Source organism: Ruegeria sp. YTSA108 (genome assembly GCF_059610185.1).
On sequence record NZ_JBXWND010000010.1, the window covers coordinates 145,241 to 163,581 of the forward strand.

At 57.8% G+C, this 18,341-nt stretch carries 18 protein-coding genes and 1 pseudogene; 14 read left to right on the top strand and 5 right to left on the bottom strand.

The window, feature by feature from the left end; all coding sequences use genetic code 11:
• From AC2FHW_RS14815 to radC, 8 genes are read left to right on the top strand one after another with little or no spacing between them, the layout of a single operon-like run.
• Complete coding sequence (locus tag AC2FHW_RS14815) at nt 1-765, top strand: thiazole synthase (protein WP_271950558.1); 765 nt, start codon at nt 1-3, stop codon at nt 763-765.
• Complete coding sequence (locus AC2FHW_RS14820; protein ID WP_281973407.1) at nt 762-1,358, top strand: thiamine phosphate synthase; 597 nt, start codon at nt 762-764, stop codon at nt 1,356-1,358. Before AC2FHW_RS14815 ends, AC2FHW_RS14820 begins: the two co-directional genes overlap by 4 nt.
• A complete protein-coding gene (locus AC2FHW_RS14825) occupies nt 1,355-2,320 on the top strand; it encodes a ThiF family adenylyltransferase (RefSeq protein ID WP_271950553.1) in 966 nt (321 codons plus the stop codon). Before AC2FHW_RS14820 ends, AC2FHW_RS14825 begins: the two co-directional genes overlap by 4 nt.
• A 19-nt stretch (nt 2,321-2,339) precedes the next feature.
• Nucleotides 2,340-3,275 (top strand): ABC transporter substrate-binding protein, encoded by a 936-nt coding sequence (locus AC2FHW_RS14830; protein WP_142637333.1) that lies wholly within the window; start codon nt 2,340-2,342, stop codon nt 3,273-3,275.
• On the top strand, nt 3,272-3,946 hold the full coding sequence (gene tenA / locus AC2FHW_RS14835) for a thiaminase II (protein WP_281973410.1): 675 nt from the start codon (nt 3,272-3,274) through the stop codon (nt 3,944-3,946). The genes AC2FHW_RS14830 and tenA overlap by 4 nt, the downstream gene beginning before the upstream one ends.
• Entirely contained in the window at nt 3,943-4,671 is a 729-nt protein-coding gene (locus tag AC2FHW_RS14840; protein ID WP_496692625.1) for an ABC transporter ATP-binding protein, read from the top strand. The genes tenA and AC2FHW_RS14840 overlap by 4 nt, the downstream gene beginning before the upstream one ends.
• Nucleotides 4,668-5,402, top strand: coding sequence for an ABC transporter permease (locus AC2FHW_RS14845; RefSeq protein ID WP_271950546.1), 735 nt, complete (start codon nt 4,668-4,670; stop codon nt 5,400-5,402). The genes AC2FHW_RS14840 and AC2FHW_RS14845 overlap by 4 nt, the downstream gene beginning before the upstream one ends.
• 35 nt (nt 5,403-5,437) lie before the next feature.
• Complete coding sequence (gene radC / locus AC2FHW_RS14850) at nt 5,438-6,193, top strand: RadC family protein (protein ID WP_271950544.1); 756 nt, start codon at nt 5,438-5,440, stop codon at nt 6,191-6,193.
• 3 nt (nt 6,194-6,196) lie between these two features.
• On the opposite strand, the gene AC2FHW_RS14855 is transcribed toward radC, so the two are convergent.
• The 3 genes from AC2FHW_RS14855 to secA all read right to left on the bottom strand — a co-directional run bounded on the left by AC2FHW_RS14855 (nt 6,197) and on the right by secA (nt 11,523).
• On the bottom strand, nt 6,197-7,753 hold the full coding sequence (locus AC2FHW_RS14855; RefSeq protein ID WP_496822143.1) for a phosphate ABC transporter substrate-binding/OmpA family protein: 1,557 nt from the start codon (nt 7,751-7,753) through the stop codon (nt 6,197-6,199).
• A gap of 25 nt (nt 7,754-7,778) precedes the next feature.
• Nucleotides 7,779-8,705 carry a hypothetical protein gene (locus AC2FHW_RS14860; protein WP_496822144.1) on the bottom strand — a complete coding sequence of 309 codons (927 nt, stop codon included), beginning with the start codon at nt 8,703-8,705 and terminating at the stop codon, nt 7,779-7,781.
• 100 nt (nt 8,706-8,805) lie between these two features.
• Nucleotides 8,806-11,523: a preprotein translocase subunit SecA gene (gene secA / locus AC2FHW_RS14865; protein ID WP_496750890.1), complete on the bottom strand. Its 2,718-nt coding sequence runs from the start codon at nt 11,521-11,523 to the stop codon at nt 8,806-8,808.
• Nucleotides 11,524-11,699: 176 nt separating this feature from the next.
• Between secA and AC2FHW_RS14870 the strand changes: the two genes are divergently transcribed.
• The 4 genes and pseudogenes from AC2FHW_RS14870 to AC2FHW_RS14885 all read left to right on the top strand — a co-directional run.
• Entirely contained in the window at nt 11,700-12,548 is an 849-nt protein-coding gene (locus tag AC2FHW_RS14870; RefSeq protein WP_142637319.1) for a peptidylprolyl isomerase, read from the top strand.
• A gap of 4 nt (nt 12,549-12,552) precedes the next feature.
• Nucleotides 12,553-13,779 (top strand): bifunctional glutamate N-acetyltransferase/amino-acid acetyltransferase ArgJ, encoded by a 1,227-nt coding sequence (gene argJ / locus AC2FHW_RS14875; RefSeq protein WP_271950536.1) that lies wholly within the window; start codon nt 12,553-12,555, stop codon nt 13,777-13,779.
• Nucleotides 13,776-14,174 (top strand): (deoxy)nucleoside triphosphate pyrophosphohydrolase, encoded by a 399-nt coding sequence (locus tag AC2FHW_RS14880; RefSeq protein WP_142637315.1) that lies wholly within the window; start codon nt 13,776-13,778, stop codon nt 14,172-14,174. Before argJ ends, AC2FHW_RS14880 begins: the two co-directional genes overlap by 4 nt.
• 288 nt (nt 14,175-14,462) lie before the next feature.
• Nucleotides 14,463-15,069, top strand: a pseudogene (locus tag AC2FHW_RS14885) (tyrosine-type recombinase/integrase); the annotation flags it as partial.
• A 141-nt stretch (nt 15,070-15,210) separates the two neighbouring features.
• On the opposite strand, the gene AC2FHW_RS14890 reads toward AC2FHW_RS14885, so the two are convergent.
• Nucleotides 15,211-16,128 (bottom strand): LysR substrate-binding domain-containing protein, encoded by a 918-nt coding sequence (locus AC2FHW_RS14890; protein WP_271950534.1) that lies wholly within the window; start codon nt 16,126-16,128, stop codon nt 15,211-15,213.
• Between the two features lie 51 nt (nt 16,129-16,179).
• Here AC2FHW_RS14890 and AC2FHW_RS14895 point away from each other — a divergent pair, with 51 nt between their 5' ends.
• On the top strand, nt 16,180-17,094 hold the full coding sequence (locus tag AC2FHW_RS14895) for an NAD(P)-dependent oxidoreductase (RefSeq protein WP_271950532.1): 915 nt from the start codon (nt 16,180-16,182) through the stop codon (nt 17,092-17,094).
• 137 nt (nt 17,095-17,231) lie between these two features.
• On the opposite strand, the gene AC2FHW_RS14900 is transcribed toward AC2FHW_RS14895, so the two are convergent.
• Nucleotides 17,232-17,561: an arsenate reductase family protein gene (locus AC2FHW_RS14900; protein ID WP_271950531.1), complete on the bottom strand. Its 330-nt coding sequence runs from the start codon at nt 17,559-17,561 to the stop codon at nt 17,232-17,234.
• A gap of 310 nt (nt 17,562-17,871) precedes the next feature.
• Here AC2FHW_RS14900 and AC2FHW_RS14905 point away from each other — a divergent pair, with 310 nt between their 5' ends.
• On the top strand, nt 17,872-18,174 hold the full coding sequence (locus AC2FHW_RS14905) for an SH3 domain-containing protein (protein ID WP_142637291.1): 303 nt from the start codon (nt 17,872-17,874) through the stop codon (nt 18,172-18,174).
• Nucleotides 18,175-18,341: the final 167 nt, after the last annotated feature.

An 18,341-nucleotide genomic window follows, 5' to 3' on the forward strand; every position in this document is an offset into this window, starting at 1 on the left:
ATGAAATCCTTTTACGGAACCACATTGGCCAACCCGCTGATGCTGGGCACGGCGCAATATCCCAGCCCGGCTATTCTGGAGAAGGCCTTTCGCGAAAGCGGGGCGGGTGTTGCCACGGTCTCGCTTCGCCGTGAATCCGGTGCAGGGCAGACATTCTGGCAGATGATCCGCGATCTGGGCGTGTTGGTGCTGCCCAACACCGCCGGATGCCATACGGTCAAAGAGGCGGTAACCACCGCCCAAATGGCGCGTGAGGTCTTTGATACCAAGTGGATCAAGCTGGAACTGATCGGCCATACCGACAGCCTGCAGCCGGATGTGTTCCAGCTGGTCGAAGCCGCGCGCATTCTGACCAGCGACGGGTTGCAGGTCTTTCCCTATACGACCGACGATCTGATTGTTGGCGAACGGCTGCTTGCCGCCGGGTGTGAGGTGCTGATGCCATGGGGCGCGCCGATCGGGTCAGGGCGGGGGCTGAACAATGAATATGCCCTGCGTGCGATGCGGGCAGAATTCCCGGATGTGCCTTTGGTGATTGACGCCGGTATCGGCCTGCCCAGCCACGCTGCCCACGCGATGGAGCTGGGTTATGACGCCGTTCTTCTGAACACTGCTGTGGCCCGCGCCGGGGACCCCGTTTTGATGGCCCGCGCAATGGCCCGCGCGATCGAGGCCGGGCAACTGGCCCATCAGGCCGACCCGATTGAGGCGCGCGATATGGCCGAGCCATCGACCCCGGTTATCGGAAAGGCGTTTCTGTCATGACACTCGACCGGTTTTATCCGATCTTCGATCATTCGGACTGGCTGCGCCGGATGCTACCGCTGGGCATCAAGCTGGTACAGCTGAGGGTCAAGGACCAGCCCATGGATGTGGTGCGTGACCAGATTGCCAAGTCGCGTGACCTGTGCCGCGCAAATGGGACAGTTCTGGTGGTCAATGACTATTGGCAGGCGGCCATCGACGCCGGCTGTGACTGGGTGCATTTGGGGCAAGAGGATCTGGACGAGGCCGATTTGATTGCCATCCGCAAGGCGGGTTTGAAACTGGGCGTGTCCACCCATGATGATGATGAGTTAGAGCGCGTGCTGGCCATGGACCCCGACTATGTGGCGCTGGGTCCGGTCTATCCCACGATCCTGAAAAAGATGAAATGGCATCAGCAGGGCCTGCCCCGCGTGACCGAATGGAAGGCGCGTGTTGGAGATACGCCGCTGGTTGGCATTGGCGGGATGAGCGTCGAACGTGCGCCGGGTGTCTTGCAGGCGGGTGCGGATATCGTCTCGGTTGTGACCGATATCACCCTGAATACCGACCCCGAGGCGCGCTTGCGCCAGTGGATCGAGGTCACCAGATGAGCCGATATGCCCGTCAGACGCTGTTGCCAGAGGTTGGGGCAAAAGGGCAGGGCCGACTGTCCTCGGCGCGTGTCTTGGTGGTAGGGGCAGGCGGGTTGGCTGCCCCTGTCCTGCCATTGCTGGCTGGGGCAGGGGTCGGCCAGATCACGATCCTGGATAGGGATCAGGTTGAGCTGTCCAACCTGCATCGGCAGACCTTGTTTTCTGAGACGGATTGCGGACACCCCAAGGCCGAGCGTGCGGCGGCACGGTGCAAGGCGATCAATGGGGACATAGACGTCAGCGGCAAAAAACAGGCTCTAACAAGCGAAAATGCTGGCAACTTGGTTGCTCAGGCGGATGTGATCTTGGATTGCGCAGACAGCTATGCGGCCAGCTATATCCTCTCGGACACTTGCTTGGCGCAGGGCAAGCCGCTGATCAGCGCCTCGGTGCTTGGGCTGTCGGGCTATGTCGGCGGTTTCTGCGGCGGCGCGCCGTCATTGCGCGCGCTGTTTCCCGACGCGCCGGACAGCGGGGCAAGCTGCGCCACCGCTGGTGTTCTGGGCCCGGTCGTCGGAACGATTGGCGCGATGCAGGCGCAGATGGCGCTGAACCTGATCCTTGGGCTGACGCCCTCGGTGCTGGGTCAGATGGTTCAGTATGATGGTCGGACACTCCGCAGCACGGCCTTCCGCTTTGACGATGCGCCCGAACCGAACAGCTGTTTCCGGTTTCTCTCGGCCGGGCAGCTGACGACAGATGACCATATCATCGAGCTGCGCAGCCCCGAGGAATCCCCGCGCCCGGTACATCCTGACGCGCAACGGATATCGCCGGATGATCTGAGCGATATCGACCCTAATAAGGGCAAAAGACTGGCATTGTGCTGTGCTACCGGATTGCGCGCCTGGCGCGCTGCCGAACGAATTCAACCGAATTGGCCGGGCGAGATTGTTCTTGTCGCGGCTTCAACCTCGTGAACAGAAGGAACCGCGAAACATGAAGAAACTGATCGCTGCAATCGCCCTGCTGGCTGCCGCGCCGGCCTGGGCCGAGGATAAGATGACCGTCTTGTTGGATTGGTTTGTGAACCCTGACCATGGTCCAATTATCGTCGCACAGGAAAACGGCTATTTCGCCGACCAGGGGCTTGAGGTTGAAATCATTCCGCCCGCGGACCCCTCCGCGCCGCCGCGTCTGGTGGCCGCTGGTCAGGCCGATCTGGCAGTGTCCTACCAGCCTCAGCTGCATCTGCAAATCCATGAGGGCTTGCCGCTGAAACGGGTCGGCACGCTGGTTGCCACCCCGCTGAACTGCCTGCTGGTGCTGGATGATGGCCCGATCAAGTCGCTGGCCGATCTGCGGGGCAAGAAAATCGGTTTCTCGGTCGCCGGTGTCGAAGAGGCGATCCTGACAACCCTTCTGGGTCAGCATGATATCGGTCTGGATGAGATTGAGATGGTCAACGTCAACTTCTCGCTGTCGCCGTCGCTGATGACCGGTCAGGTGGATGCAGTTATCGGGGCGTTCCGGAATTTTGAGCTGAACCAGATGGATATCGAAGGTGTCGCGGGTCGCTGTTTCTATATCGAAGAGGAAGGCATCCCACCCTATGACGAGCTGATTTATGTCGCCAATCCCGATACGATGGATGCCGACAAAATCGCCCGTTTCTTGGCCGCGACCGAGAAAGCGACCCAGTATATCGTCAACAACCCGGAAAAAAGCTGGGAAATCTTCGCGGCCACCTCGACCGAGCTGAAGGATGAGCTGAATGCCCGTGCCTGGGTCGACACGCTTCCCCGGTTCGCGCTGCGTCCGGCGGCGTTTGATGCGGGTCGCTATGCGCGGTTCGAGGAGTTCCTGAAGAACAGCGGCATGATCGACAGCCTGAACCCGGTCAGCGACATTGCCATCGATGTGACCGCGCAATGAGCAATTACGGCAAAGCTTTCGCATTGATGCGGGATGCCGCGCAGGGGCCGTGGCGGGATTACACTCGCCACACCTTTGTGGAAGGGATGAAAGACGGAACGCTGCCGCGCACGGCGTTCCTGCATTACCTGCGACAGGACTATGTGTTCCTGATCCATTTTTCCCGCGCCTGGGCACTGGCGGTTGTTAAGTCCGAGATTCATTCGGAAATGCTGACGGCTGTGGCCACAGTAAATGCGTTAGTCGCCGAGGAAATGCAGCTGCATATCGGTATCTGTGAGGCGGCTGGGATTTCCCATGAGGAGCTGTTCGCAACCCCTGAACGCGCCGAAAACCTGGCCTATACACGCTTTGTGCTTGAGGCCGGGTATAGCGGTGATTTGCTGGACCTGCTGGCGGCTCTGGCCCCCTGTGTGATGGGCTATGGCGAAATCGGGACGCGGTTGGCCTCCGAGGCAACTTCCGAGGTCTATCGTGACTGGATCAATACCTATGCCAGTGACGACTACCAAGGCGCGTGCGAAGCGGTCGGAGAACTGTTCGATCAGGCTCTAACACGGCGTATTGGTGAGGACTTTGCAGCCTCGCCGCGCTGGGATCGCCTGTGCCAGACCTTCCGCACGGCAACCGAGCTAGAAGTCAACTTCTGGCAAATGGGCCTGACCCCATGACCCCGGCGCCCGATCTGAGCATCAAAGGTACGGCCACGATTGACGGAACGACCCTGTTCGCGCCGCTCACCCTGACCCTTGGGGCCGGGCAGTGGACTTGCCTGCTGGGCGGATCGGGCGTCGGTAAAACCACAATTCTACGTCTGATTGCCGGGCTTGATACAGGTGCCGTGTTCACCGGGCAGATCACCGCCGGCGATGGTGCTCCGATGCAGGACCGCGTGGCCTATATGGCGCAGGATGATCTGCTGCTGCCCTGGGCAACGGTCGCACAGAATGTCTCGTTAGGTGCGCGGCTTCGGGGCAAGTCGGTCGATCTGGAGCGGCGCAACCGTCTGATTCAGCGCATGCGATTGCAGGATCATATGACCAAGAAACCCGCCGAACTGTCGGGCGGCCAACGCCAACGCGTCGCTTTAGCCCGCACGCTCATGGAGGATCGCCCGATTGTTCTGCTGGATGAGCCGTTCTCGGCGCTGGATGCCCGCACTCGGGCCGATATGCAGGACTTGGCGGTCGAGGCGTTGCAGGGCCGGACCGTTTTGCTGGTGACACATGACCCGGGTGAGGCCGCCCGGCTGGGCCAGTCCATCATGGTGATGACACAGCAGGGCCTGACCCCCTGTGAGCCGCCGCATGCACCTGCCCCGCGCCATGTGGACGACCTTGAGACGCTTGAGACGCAAGGTGCGCTGTTGCGCTTGCTGCGCGAGGCGGTCGCATGAAATATCTCTCAGCCCTTGCAGCCACCGTGTTCGCGATTGCCATCTGGCAGGGGATTGTCTGGACGACCGGCTTGCCTAAGTTCATCCTGCCAAGCCCCGCCGTGGTGGCCGAGACTTGGTGGCAGAACCGTTGGCTGATCGCCGAACACACTTGGATCACTGCGGTCGAAGTGGTGATTGGATTGGCCTTTGGGACGGTTCTGGGTGTGGTCACTGCGCTGCAACTGGCCAATTCGCGGGCGGCGCGCGTGCTGGTACAGCCGATGCTGGTGTTCACGCAGGCTCTGCCGGTTTTTGCGCTGGCCCCGTTGCTGACGCTTTGGCTGGGCTATGGCCTCTGGTCCAAGGTCGCGATGGCGGTGCTGATCATCTATTTCCCGATCACCTCGTCTTTCTTCGATGGGCTGATGCGGACGCCGCAGGGCTATCTGGACCTTGCGCGCACGATGCAGGCCAGTCCGCGTGCAGTGCTGTGGTATATCCGCATTCCGGCGGCGATGCCCTCGCTGGCGTCGGGGATGAGGCTGGCCGCCGTCTATGCGCCGATCGGGGCGGTGATTGGTGAATGGGTCGGCTCGTCGCAAGGGTTGGGATATTTGATGCTGTTGGCCAATGGCCGTGCAAAGACCGATCTGATGTTCGCCGCGATGCTGACCTTGGGAGTGTTTTCCATCGTGTTGCATATGGTTGTCCGCCGCGCCACTGCCCGCATGGCAGGTGAGGTGCGTTAACCATCTGGAAACCGATTCTGCGTCAGGCTGAGAGCATGACACAGGACGCCTTTTCCGAAGCCCCAATGCTATTCGATACAGACGAAGCCCCCGCGCAGCCGCTGCCGACGGGTCGGTTACCCTCCTACATCAAAGATCATCGCAAGCGGCTGCGCGAACGGTTCCTGTCTGGCGGGTCCGCCGCCATGCCGGATTATGAGCTGTTGGAACTGGTCCTGTTCCGTTCAATCCCCCGGCAGGATGTGAAACCGCTGGCGCGTGCGCTGATGGAAACGTTCGGCGATTTCAATCGGGTGCTGACCGCGCCCGAGGAACGGCTGCGCCAAATCAAAGGCGTCGGGGATAGCGTGATCACCGATCTGAAAATCCTTGAGGCCTGCGCCCATCGCATGGCCCGCGCACGGGTGATGAGGCGACATGTGATTTCCGGATGGGACGCATTGCTGGACTATTGCCACACCACCATGGCCCATCGTGAGACCGAACAATTCCGTGTGTTCTATCTGGATCGCAAAAACGTGCTGATCGCTGATGAGGAACAGGCCAAGGGCACGGTGGATCATGTCCCTGTCTATCCGCGTGAGGTTGCCAAACGGGCGCTGGAGCTGAATGCCTCGGCGTTGATACTTGTGCATAACCATCCGTCAGGTGACCCGACCCCGTCGCAATCGGATATCGACATGACCAACCGAATTCAGGATGCCTGCCTGGCACTGGGCCTGACGCTGCATGACCATCTGATCATTGGAAAGTCGAACGAGCTGAGCTTTAGGTCCGAGGGTTATCTGTAGCTGCTATTGAACCCAGACCTCGACCCGGCGGTTGACCTTGCGGCCCCATTCCGTGTCGTCGCAGGCCATGGGCATGGCCTCGCCAAAGGCGTCGACCGTGATTTCGACGCTGTCCCCGATAGCGGTTTCAATCTCGGCCAATACGGCATTGCGAACGGTTTTTGCCCGCAACAATGCGATCCGCGCATTGGTTGACGCTGCCCCTTCGCCATCGCTGAAGCCGACAAACCTAAGCTTTCGGGCATCGAGGGTCCCGGATTCCAAAAGAAGGGCAAGATGTCGGATATTGGACCGTGACTGCGCATCCGGGCGCGAGGAACCGGGCTCGAACCGGAAGGACAGTGACAGGCGGGACATGGGTCTGAAAATCTCGACCAGCCGCTGAAGTTCCTCCAAACCAACTTCTGATCCGCCCGACGCGATCGCATTGGCAAGTCGATCCCCTTGCACCCCAAGACCCATAGTCTCGGGGGTTTGATCGACAAAGCCAGCCTCGCGTATTGCCATCTGCGCCTCGGCTCCCTGGGTGTAGGCCAGGAATTGGCGTGCAAAACGCGGCAATCGCCGGTCCGGCAGGTATAGAAACATAGGCGAGGTCAGCGGATAATCTTCGGTCTTGATTGACTGCCGAGTTGCCGCCAGCGCATGACCGCATCCGCCGGTCAAAGGCAGGGCACGCGCGGTGCTGGCTTCGGCTTGGCTTGCGACACCTATTGAAAAGGGATCCGCGGCAACGGAACGCACCAGATCAGTACTGCGGTTATGCCGAATGGCCGCCTCGGAAAGGGCTGTGCCGGAGGGTCCCAGAAGCCTGTCTTCGACATTCTGGGCCAGACCCGAACCGGCTTCCGGAAGGTGCAGTGAAATTGGCGCATCGGGTCCGCCCAACTCGGCCCAACTCGTAATCTCGCCCGAAAACACCCGGGTTAATTCCGCAAGCGAGATTTGCTGTAACGGGTTCGAGTTGGCAACGATTGGTACCAAAGCGTCAAGCGCGATGACGCGGGCCCGGCGGGTTCGGGTCAAATCGCCAAGGCCTACCGCTTGTGCGGCTTGCTCCTCTTCGGGTCGGATTTCGCGCAACGCCAGAACAATATCAGCCTGGTTTTCTGCCTGCGCCCTAAATCCGCGCTCAGTGTTCCCTGCGTCAAAGAAGAACCGACCCAGCGGTGCTGCCCTCCCGGGTTGGTGCAGTTCGTAAGAAAATGTGTTGGCGGTCAGCCTGTTTGGGGTCGCCGACAACCCTTGCTGCTGTGCGAAGCCAACAATCAGCGCTGGTAGAACCTTTTCCGCCATGACCGAAGATCCGGCAAATCGGATTTCAGCCACAAAATCGGTCAGGCTTGGGCAGGCAGGTCCGGTACAGGTCACACCGGACCCATCAACTGTCAGCGTGCCGAATTGTGTTGCCACACGATAGAACTCGCCGTCAAATCCCAGCAGGTCACCGGTGACTTCGACCTTGCCGTCATGCGATCTAAGCGAGATGTCTTGCGCCTGTGCGCCCGACGCGATTGTAACGGAAGCCAGTGCAGCCGCTGCCACACGAAAGAATGTCATAAGATGCCCGAGCCTGCCTGCGGATTTAGTTTGCGGCGATTGTCAGGTCTTGGAAGAGATTATTCAACACCAGAAACTCTCCGGTGCGGGAGCATTCAGGAAAACTCAGCGTCCTTTCTTTTGATCTCAACCGATCATCCCGCAATTCAAGCGACTGGATGTTCAGGTCGCGCCCGCAATTTTCTGAAGTCACCTCGGTTTCGACTGTGATTTCTATCGATCCGTTTTGGTTGGAAAGACCGGCAGGGAACGAATAGATTTCGATGTTTTTCATGTCCCCGGTTCCGGTATTGCCCAGACGCACTACCTGTCCGGCGCCTTCGGTCGGTGTCTCGGCCGAGACATGGCCATTGCCGCCATAGCTGGCCCCGAATTCCAGCGCATGAATTTGCAGGTCAGTTTCACCCTGCCATTGCAGGGCAATGCGTTCGTAATTGGCAATGTCAGCGATATGGGTAGTTGCGACTGTTCCATGCTGGTCTTCAAACGAGATCAGAAAGATCGCATATTCTGACAGGGCCGGGATTGTCATGTCCATGCGCCCTACTGCGTCGGTGCGCTGTGTGACTGTCATACCGCTATGGTGAATTTCCACGGATTCATTACTGTGGCAGGGGGCGTTGACGACCAGCCGGGCGGCAGCACCGGGAACGGCAGTAGCCCGCGCACTGAGGGTGCAGTCAACGGGATTGACAGGTTCTGATCGACTGGATTCGATAAAACGGTTGTCGGACCCGGTCTCTTCGCTTGTTCCGTGAACCGGCGCAGATGAGGTCAGAACGACTTCGCTTAACCCAGGGATGATTGAAGCCTGATCTGTAACTGATGCCACATCAACAGAAGCCCGCTCCCCTCGCGGTTGCGCGGGGGGAGCGTTCTGCATGAGGTAGCCAATGGCCAATGCACAAGCAACGGTGCCGCCAGTGGTTACGTAGTTCTTAATTACAAACAAGACACCCTCCCCAGTTGAAGGAGCGATTCGCACCCTGCAGTTGAATCACGGCTAATATGTGGCCGTGAGGCGGACTCATTGTGTCTCGATTGTGGTGACGTTAGGTCAACCGGCCATGGCAATGCTTAAACTTCTTGCCTGAACCGCAGGGGCACTTGTCGTTGCGCGACGGGTTTCCCCAAGTTGCCGGGTCGTCTTCGACAAATCCAGGCCGCGCATCACCCGAGGCTTCGGCCTCGGCCACCGCTTCGGCGTGACCAGCGGCCTGATCTACCGCCTGCTGCGCGCGTGCCTGCTGCGCTTGCATCTGGGTCAGCATTTCGCGCTGCTCCTCTTCGGTCAGCGGTCGCACGCGGGACAGCTGCTGGGTCACGGTTTCGCGCAACGAATCCAGCATGGATTCGAACAGCTGGAAGCTTTCGTTCTTGTATTCGTTCAGCGGGTCGCGCTGGGCATAGCCGCGGAAGCCCACGACCGAGCGCAGATGTTCCAGCGTCAGCAGATGTTCGCGCCATTTGCTGTCGATCGTGTTCAGCAAGACCTGCTTTTCGATGTTGCGCATGTTCTCGGGGCCGAACGCGGCCACTTTTTGCGCCATCATCTCGTCAGCGGCGTTGATCAGCCGTTCGCGCACCTGCTCGTCATCCACGCCTTCCTCAGCGGCCCAATCCTGAACCGGGGCGTCAATGGTCAATTTTTCCTTGACCGCTGCGTGCAAACCCTCGGTATCCCACTGATCAGCATAGGATTTCGGCGGCATATATTCGTCGATCAGATCGTCGATCACCTGTTCACGCATGTCTGATACGATTTCGGACAGATCGTCGGCGGACATGATTTCGCGCCGTTGGCTGAATACCACCTTACGCTGGTCGTTCATCACATCGTCGAATTTCAGGACGTTCTTGCGCATGTCAAAGTTGCGACCTTCGACCTTGGATTGCGCCCGCTCCAGCGATTTGTTCACCCAAGGGTGGACGATGGCCTCACCTTCTTTCATGCCCAGCGTGGTCAGAACCTTGTCCAACCGTTCCGAGCCGAAGATGCGCATTAGGTCGTCTTCGAGGCTGAGGTAAAACACGGTGCGGCCCGGATCACCCTGACGGCCGGACCGGCCCCGCAGCTGGTTGTCGATACGGCGGCTCTCGTGCCGTTCGGACGCCATGACATACAGCCCACCGGCAGCCAGGACCTTTTCTTTTTCTTCAGCATGGCGGGCTTCTTCCGCGGCACGCAGCTCGGCCGGATCTGCCTCGGGGTTTTCGGCCAGCGCCTGCAGAACCTTCATTTCCACATTGCCGCCCAGCTGAATATCAGTACCGCGACCGGCCATGTTGGTGGCGATGGTTACTGCGCCATATCGGCCCGCATCGGCAACGATCTGCGCCTCTTGCTCGTGTTGGCGGGCATTCAGAACATTGTGCTGGATACCCTCTTTGGTGAGCATCTGGCTGAGCAATTCGGACTTTTCGATGGACGTGGTGCCCAGAAGGACCGGTTGTCCGTTTTTCTGGGCTTCCTTTGTCTCATCGATCATGGCGCCGTATTTTTCGGCCGCGGTACGAAAGACCTGATCGTCCTCATCCAGACGCGCGATCGGTTTGTTGGTTGGTACTTCGACAACGCCCAGACCGTAGATTTCGGCAAATTCCTCAGCCTCGGTCAGCGCGGTGCCGGTCATGCCGCCCAGCTTGTCATACAGGCGGAAGTAGTTTTGGAACGTCACGCTGGCCAATGTTACGTTTTCGGGCTGGATCTGCACGTTTTCCTTGGCTTCGATGGCCTGATGAAGACCTTCCGACAGGCGACGACCTGGCATCATGCGACCGGTGAACTCATCAATCAGAACGACATTGCCGTCCCGCACGATGTAATCTTTGTCACGTGTAAACAGCTTATGCGCGCGCAAGCCCTGGTTCACGTGGTGAACGACTGTGGTGCTTTCAGGATCATACAGCGAATGGTCTTCTGGGATCAGGCCGTTGGCAATCAACTGTTGCTCCAGAAACTCGTTACCTTCATCCGTGAAGGTCACGTTCCGGGACTTTTCGTCCAGCGTGAAGTGATCTTCTCCCAATGATGGGATTAGCGCATCAATCGCGGTATACAGGTCCGACCGGTCCTCGGAGGGCCCCGAAATGACCAGCGGCGTCCGCGCCTCGTCAATCAGGATCGAGTCGACCTCATCCACGATCGCGAAATTGTGGTGTTTCTGGTAAATTTGATCCAGTTCCGCCTTCATATTATCGCGCAGATAATCAAAACCCAGCTCATTGTTGGTGGCATAGGTCACGTCACAGGCATAAGCAGCCTTTTTCTCGGCATCGGGCTGCCCTGACCAGATGACACCGGTGGTCATGCCCACGGCGGCAAACACCTTGCCCATCCATTCCGAGTCGCGCTTGGCCAGGTATTCGTTCACTGTGACCACATGCACGCCTTTACCGGTCAGCGCGTTCAGATAGGCGGGGAGGGTCGCAACCAATGTCTTGCCTTCACCCGTTTTCATCTCGGAAATATTGCCCTGATGCAGGAAGGCGCCGCCCATCAACTGCACATCAAAGGCACGCAGGCCCAGCGCGCGTTTTGCCCCTTCGCGTACGTTGGCAAACGCCTCGGGCAGCAGATCATCCAGGCTTTCGCCTTCCAACGCACGTTTGCGCAGCTCGGCGGTCTTTGCGATCAGGCCGTCATCCGACAGATTCTCGAACTCGGGTTCCAGCGCGTTGATCTGTTCGATCAGGGGGCGGGTCGCCTTGATCTTGCGGTCGTTCGGTGTTCCGAACACCTTTTTGGCGAGCGTTCCGAGTCCCAGCATGTTCACTCCAGCGGATCTGTTCTTGTCTTGGTTTTGACAGGCTTGCCCACCTTGCGCGCAACCCATAGATACGGGGGGTGAAAGGCGGCCCTGTCCAAGGCTTCAAAGCGATGTAAGCGGCAGGTTCCAGAGTGTCAACGCTGCGCCCTGCCGTGGCAAAGAAATAGGATGATTCCATGCCCAAAGGCCTCACTTTTCTGCCATCGCTGGCCCTTGCAACGGTGATGGCGCTGCCATTGGCCGCCGAAACCAAGCCCGATGCCAGCACGGTGGTCGCCCGCGTAAACGGCGAAGAAATCACTCTGGCGCATGTGATCGCAACAGTTGCGACACTGCCCCCCAACTACCAGCAGGTCGAAGATGATGTTCTGTATGATTTCATCATCGAGCAGCTGATTCAGCAGCAGTTGCTGGGCCAGGAGCAAGAAGGGCTGAGCAATCTGAACGCCTTGGCCATCGAGAACGAGACGCGGTCGTTGCTGGCGGTTCAGACCGTAAATGCCCTGATCGACGAAGTTGTAACGGCAGAAACCATTCAGACCGCCTATGATGCGCGCTTTGCCGAGTTTGAAGGCGAAGATGAGTTTAATGCCAGCCATATTCTGGTCGAGACCGAGGATGAGGCCAAAGACCTTAAGGCTCAGTTGGATGATGGCGCCGACTTTGCCGAGCTGGCCAAAGAAAAATCAACCGGTCCTTCCGGCCCGAATGGCGGGGTGCTGGGTTGGTTCGGCAAGGGGCAGATGGTTCCCGAGTTTGAAACCGCCGTTGTCGCGCTTGAGAAGGATCAGGTGTCGGACCCGGTGCAGACACAGTTTGGCTGGCACGTGATCATTCTGAATGACAAGCGCAAATCCGAAGCGCCCGCACTTGATGCGGTACGCGACGAGCTGGCACAGGATCTGCAAAGTGAAGCTATTCAGGCCCGTATCGGCGAATTGACTCAGGCTGCACAGATCGAACGTCCTGCGCTCGAAGATGTGACCCCGGGCATCGTGCGTCAGTTGGACCTGATTCAGGAGTAACCCCGTGGCCTCGATCACCAAAGTCTCTCCGCTGGCCCCGGCGGCGTTTCCCGAATTGCCCGCGATTGACGGTGTGCGCTTTGCGACCGTCGAAGCCGGCGTACGCTATCAAGGCCGCACCGATGTGATGCTGGCGGTCCTTGATCCAGGCACTTCAGTGGCTGGGGTCTTTACCCGCTCGGCCACACGCGCGGCACCCGTGCTGGATTGTCAGGAAAAGATCGGCGGGCCAAGTGACGGGCCGGCGGCGATCCTTGTGAATTCGGGCAATGCCAATGCATTTACCGGGCATTATGGCCAAAGCTCGGTTGCCGAGGTGACGCAAGCAGTGTCCAAGACCACAGGCGTGCCGGTCGAACGGGTTTTTACCTCGTCAACTGGTGTGATCGGTGAACCCTTGCCGCATGGCCGCATCGTGGCGCAGCTTGAGGCCCTGAAATCCGGCCTCAGTCGCCACGTAATCGAAGATGCAGCGCGGGCCATCATGACCACGGATACCTTTCCGAAAGGAGCTTCGGCGCAGGTCGAGATTGATGGAAAAACAGTCTCTATTGCGGGGATTTCCAAGGGTTCTGGCATGATCGCGCCTGATATGGCGACGATGCTGGTTTATATCTTCACCGACGCCCAGGTCGAGCAATCCGCGTTGCAGCAGATGCTGGGTACGCAGACTGACCGCACTTTCAACTGCATCACTGTCGACAGCGACACTTCGACCTCGGACAGCCTGCTCCTGTGTGCTACTGGGGCTTCGGGGGTGGATGCGACAGACAATGCCGCCTTTGCCGAGGCTTTGGAAACCGTGATGCTGGACCTTGCCCAACAAGTGGTACGCGATGGCGAGGGCGCCACGAAATTCGTAGAAATTCGTGTGACCGGGGCCGTCACCGATGCCGACGCCAAGGTGCATGGATTGGCGATTGCCAATTCACCACTGATAAAAACCGCCATTGCGGGCGAAGACCCGAATTGGGGCCGCGTCGTCATGGCCATCGGAAAATCGGGTGCAGCTGCCGACCGTGACCTGCTGAGCATTTCTTTCGGAGACATCCTTGTGGCCGAAAAAGGCTGGGTCAGTCCCGATTACCGCGAGGAAGACGCCGCCGAATACATGAAAGCTCAGGACCTTGTAATCGGCGTCGATCTGGGGCTGGGCGCGGGTAAATCCACCGTTTGGACCTGCGACCTGACCCATGGCTATATCGAGATCAACGCGGATTACCGGTCGTGAAAACAGTTCTGGTTTCTGCGGTCGCCCTGATAGACATTGAGGGCCGGGTGCTGCTGGCGCAGCGCCCCGAAGGCAAATCCATGGCTGGACTTTGGGAGTTTCCCGGCGGCAAGATCGAACCCGGCGAAACGCCCGAGGTCGCCCTGATCCGCGAACTGTACGAAGAACTGGGCATCAACACATGGTCCTCCTGCCTTGCGCCGCTGACCTTCGCCAGCCACAGCTATGATGATTTTCACCTGCTGATGCCGCTGTTTGCCTGCCGCAAATGGGAGGGCATTCCACAATCGAAGGAAGGACAGGCGCTGAAATGGGTGCGTGCGAATGATCTGCGCAGTTACCCGATGCCTGCGGCAGATGTGCCGTTGATCCCGATTTTGCGGGATTGGCTTTAGGGTCCCGGTTCGATCTTGTCCGGACGCTGGAATTCAGCGCGCGATTTAAACCTATTGCAGCGCTTAGGCGCAGGCAAGAAACGGAAAAACGCACGAGCGCAATCGCTTGAAAAGTAGGGAGATGTTTGGAGTTTGGTGCCCAGGAGATGCATTTAGACCTTACACCACCATACCCCACGACATTCTACTTTCTTATAAAAACCAACACCCTAAGACTTTAGCTATTCCGTTATGTGTCAGGATATAGCAGGATACCGCAGACAATAAGGTGGATAGAAGGGTGGACGGATGGCGCGGCCTATCCGTAAACTTTCGGCCGCAGCGGTGAAGGCAGCAGGCCCCGGTAAGCACAACGATGGTGCCGGATTGTGGTTACACAAGCGCCAAGATGACGGCGGGCAATGGTTCCTCAGGATCACGGTACACGGTCGCAGGCGTGAAATGGGCCTTGGGTCCATTGCAGATGTATCGCTCAAAGAACCAAGAGAACACGCGGAACAGTGGCGCGCCTTTGCCCGGAAGGGTCTTGATCCAATCAAAGAACGCGAAAAACAACGGCGTGAGGCTGAACGCAATTTACATTGTTTGGCGGATGTCGCATTGGACGCGTTCGAAAGTCGGAAGGCCGAACTCAAAGGCGACGGTAAAGCTGGGCGCTGGTTTTCTCCTCTAGAACTACATGTCTTACCCAAACTGGGTAGATCCCCGGCTCAGATATCGATCAGATCGACATAAGAGACGCTCTGAGGCCCATTTGGCACTCCAAAGGGGGAGAACTGCCCGGAAAGCCATTAATCGCCTCAGCATCGCTCTAAGGCACGCTGCGGCGCTAGGGTTGGACGTAGATTTGCAAGCCACCGAAAAAGCCAAAGCGCTTCTTGGTAAATCTAGGCATACGCCACACCGGACCTTCGCCCCTGCCATTAACGCAGCGGTGCGGCATCCACAGAGCGGACCTTCAGTCGTAGCGCAGCATTGTCGGGTCGTTACCTTGTAAGCCAGACCCTATTTGACTCTAACCGGTGCTCTTTATCGTCTACAACAGGTGAGCGGGCGGCCATCGGAACAGGCTTTTCTCATATTCGGTAATTGATTTTGAAAGCCACTGTATGAACAGTTTTGCCACTGGCCGAACCGGACCAGACAGCGTGACAAGGTAATAGCCGATCCGTGGTATTGGATCATCAAACAGCGCCACGAGTTGTCCTGACTTCAACTCGTCAGAGACAAAGGCCGGTACTGTCGCCCCGATACCGTCACCTCGGCGGATGCCATCCAACAGCATGTTGCCCGGCATGCGGATCACTTTCCGTTCCGCTTCGGGCGGGATGCCAGCCTTTTCCAGCCACAGATCAAACTCGACCGACGCCTGTTCCTGAAGAAGTGTGAAATCAAGCAATTCTACAGGGTTTTTGAGCACCCTGTTTCCGATCAGTTCGCGGGACGCGACGACCGTCAGACAACCAGGTAGCAGCATCTGCGAGACAAGCCCTGACCAGCGACCTGTTCCGTATCGGACGGCCATATCAATTCCGCCCGGCTTGAGATCGACAGCCTGGATCGTTGAATCGATCCTCAATTCGATATTGGGGAATTCATCAATGAACGTCGACAGCCGCGCCATGAGGAACGCGCTTGAAAACATCGGAGTCGCGCTGACCACCAACGGTCGAACCGACTCTGCACTCGTCACCCTCTCGGTCACAGAGGCCATTTCAGCGAAGGCTTCAAGCAAACCAGCCGACAGGAATTCGCCTTGCGATGTCAGAGAAATACCGTGCCGGGTACGAGTGATAAGCCGGGTGCCGAGTTGTTGTTCTAGCCCGCGGATTTGCTGGCTGACTGCGGAATGGGTCACGTTCAGTGCCTCTGCCGCCCGGGTCAGATTTTGAAACTCGGCGGCGGCGGCGAAAGCTCTGAGAGATGTCAACGAGGGAAGCGTGCGCCAATCCATAAGTTAGACCATCTAACAATATAGAAAAATTTACAACTATGTCATCTCCCCATGCCGGCGCATGCTGGTGCTGGAACTCATTGGCGGACACAGGAGGCTAAGATCATGAAACTTGCTGTATTGGGACTGGGCAACATGGGGTCAGCGCTGGCGCATTGCCTGCTCAAGTCAGGTCACGATGTCAGCGTTTGGAACCGCACGCCGGAAAAGGCAGAGGTTTTCGCTGAGGTTGGCGCCACCATCTGCTCCTCACCGAATGATGCCATCGCGGCGTCTGATTTTGTCATCATTTGTATCAAGAGCCACACGGAAACAGTTGAACTAGTCAACGGGCTGAGTCTTTCGCTAGAGGGTAAGACTATCTGCGACATGAGCACAGGCGATACCTCGGATGCCGATAGACTGGTCGCCATCCTGGAGAAACAGGGGGCTGGCTACATGCTTGGCATGATCAATGCCTACCCTTCTGGCATTGGCGGTGACGAAACCACAATCCTGACGGTCGGCAGTGCCGGTACCTGGGACCGTTATGGCAGCGTCATCGGAAACTTGGGTGGAAAGTCCGCCCATGTTGGAGAGAAGCCAGCGGCGCTTGCCGCGCTCTTCGCCGGCCTCTTCACGGTTCGGCAGGGGTTTATGTTCGGAATGATATACGGTGCACTTGTTTGTCAGAAAGCGGGCATCCCGATGCAAGTTTATGCCGACCAACTTCCTGCCACGATCAAATTGGTCAAGGACTACCATGATCTCTTTGCCAGAACCGTTCCGACCGAGGACTACGACAATGCAGAAGCCTCTCTGAAGGTTTACGCGATGGCGCAAGAGGATGCGTTGAAGACCTATCTCTCACTTAAGGCTCCCGCTGATTTCATCCGGTTGATGCATGACCGAACCAAGACGGCTTGGGACGATGGCCATGGCGACAGACAGCTGACCTCACTGGTCCAGCATATGACCGATGCCTGATGCAAAAAGGCTCTCCGCCCATTGCAGACGTTCTGCAGCTACCACGATCTACCGAACGGCACTCCGAGAGCGGGCATTCGGCCCTGTGCAGCATTTCAGCGGGTTTCGTTAAGCTAATTATGCATTTTTTTAAAAACTCAGCTCTGTAGCAAAGCGGCTTGAATCGTCTCATCCCAGCCAAGATACAACACATCCCGATCGCGTATTACCGGGCGCGCCATTACCTTGGGTTGGGCCGAAATCTGTGCCTCTACTTCCGAATTTTTTAGCCAGTCATTAAGCGCTCGGTAATCGTTCGATTTTCGGTCCACCAGCAAGTCCCCGAATTCTGCAATCAGCTCAGCCAGCTCCGCTTCGGTCAGAGGTTCCGCCCTGACATCGCGGAAAGTGACTTCCTTGCCTTCTGCCTCCAACGCCTTTCGGGCCTTCTGGCAAATCGCGCAGGTGTTCAATCCATAGATCATCATGTCGCGGTCTCTTTTGCAGCCATCTCGCAACCTCACGCATCAACCCCTCCAACGCAACCATTTGATCTGGCATAGCTGCCCACATGTATCCCACGCTACGAACATTGTTCGTCGTTCCTTGAGGTTTCTGGATCAACCCATTCCAGTAAATCGCCTGACAATCGAGATACTGCGTTGCGGCCCTTCGAACCGGGCGTGGCAGTCATAGCCACCAGACTTTGGCCAATTTGCGCATTCCTGTCTTAGGGTTATTCCTCTTGGTGAGCTGAATCGCTACGATTGTAGATGAGGCAACAAGCAGGATAACGCGATGCGCAGTGCAATCTTCTTACCCGTAGCGGCAATGTTCCTGGGGGCCACAATATACGCTGCACCAGCAACGGCCGCCTCACTCGGACGATACGAGGTTTTTGGCGTCGAAGACGGTGACATGCTGAAAATGCGTGGTGGACCCGGAACAGGCTACAATGTGATTGTTGGTCTGCCAAATGGAACCGCCTTACGTGTTCACAGTTGCGAGCAAACCGGTGGCACTCGTTGGTGCCGCGTTTCTTTGGTGCGTGCGCGTGGGCTCAAAGGGTATGTCTCCTGGGCATATTTGCGAAAAATTTGATACAATGGAGATCAGCATTGCCATGTTAACAGCGACCATGAAATGTCGATGGAAATTGCCCTTTCTGTTCAATTGGCATCGTTCAACATGGGCTTAGGTTCTGGACCTATTAATTTGGTTGCCGTCATCCCGCCTGCGTGATTCATACCCGTGAGTTTCAGGGGTAT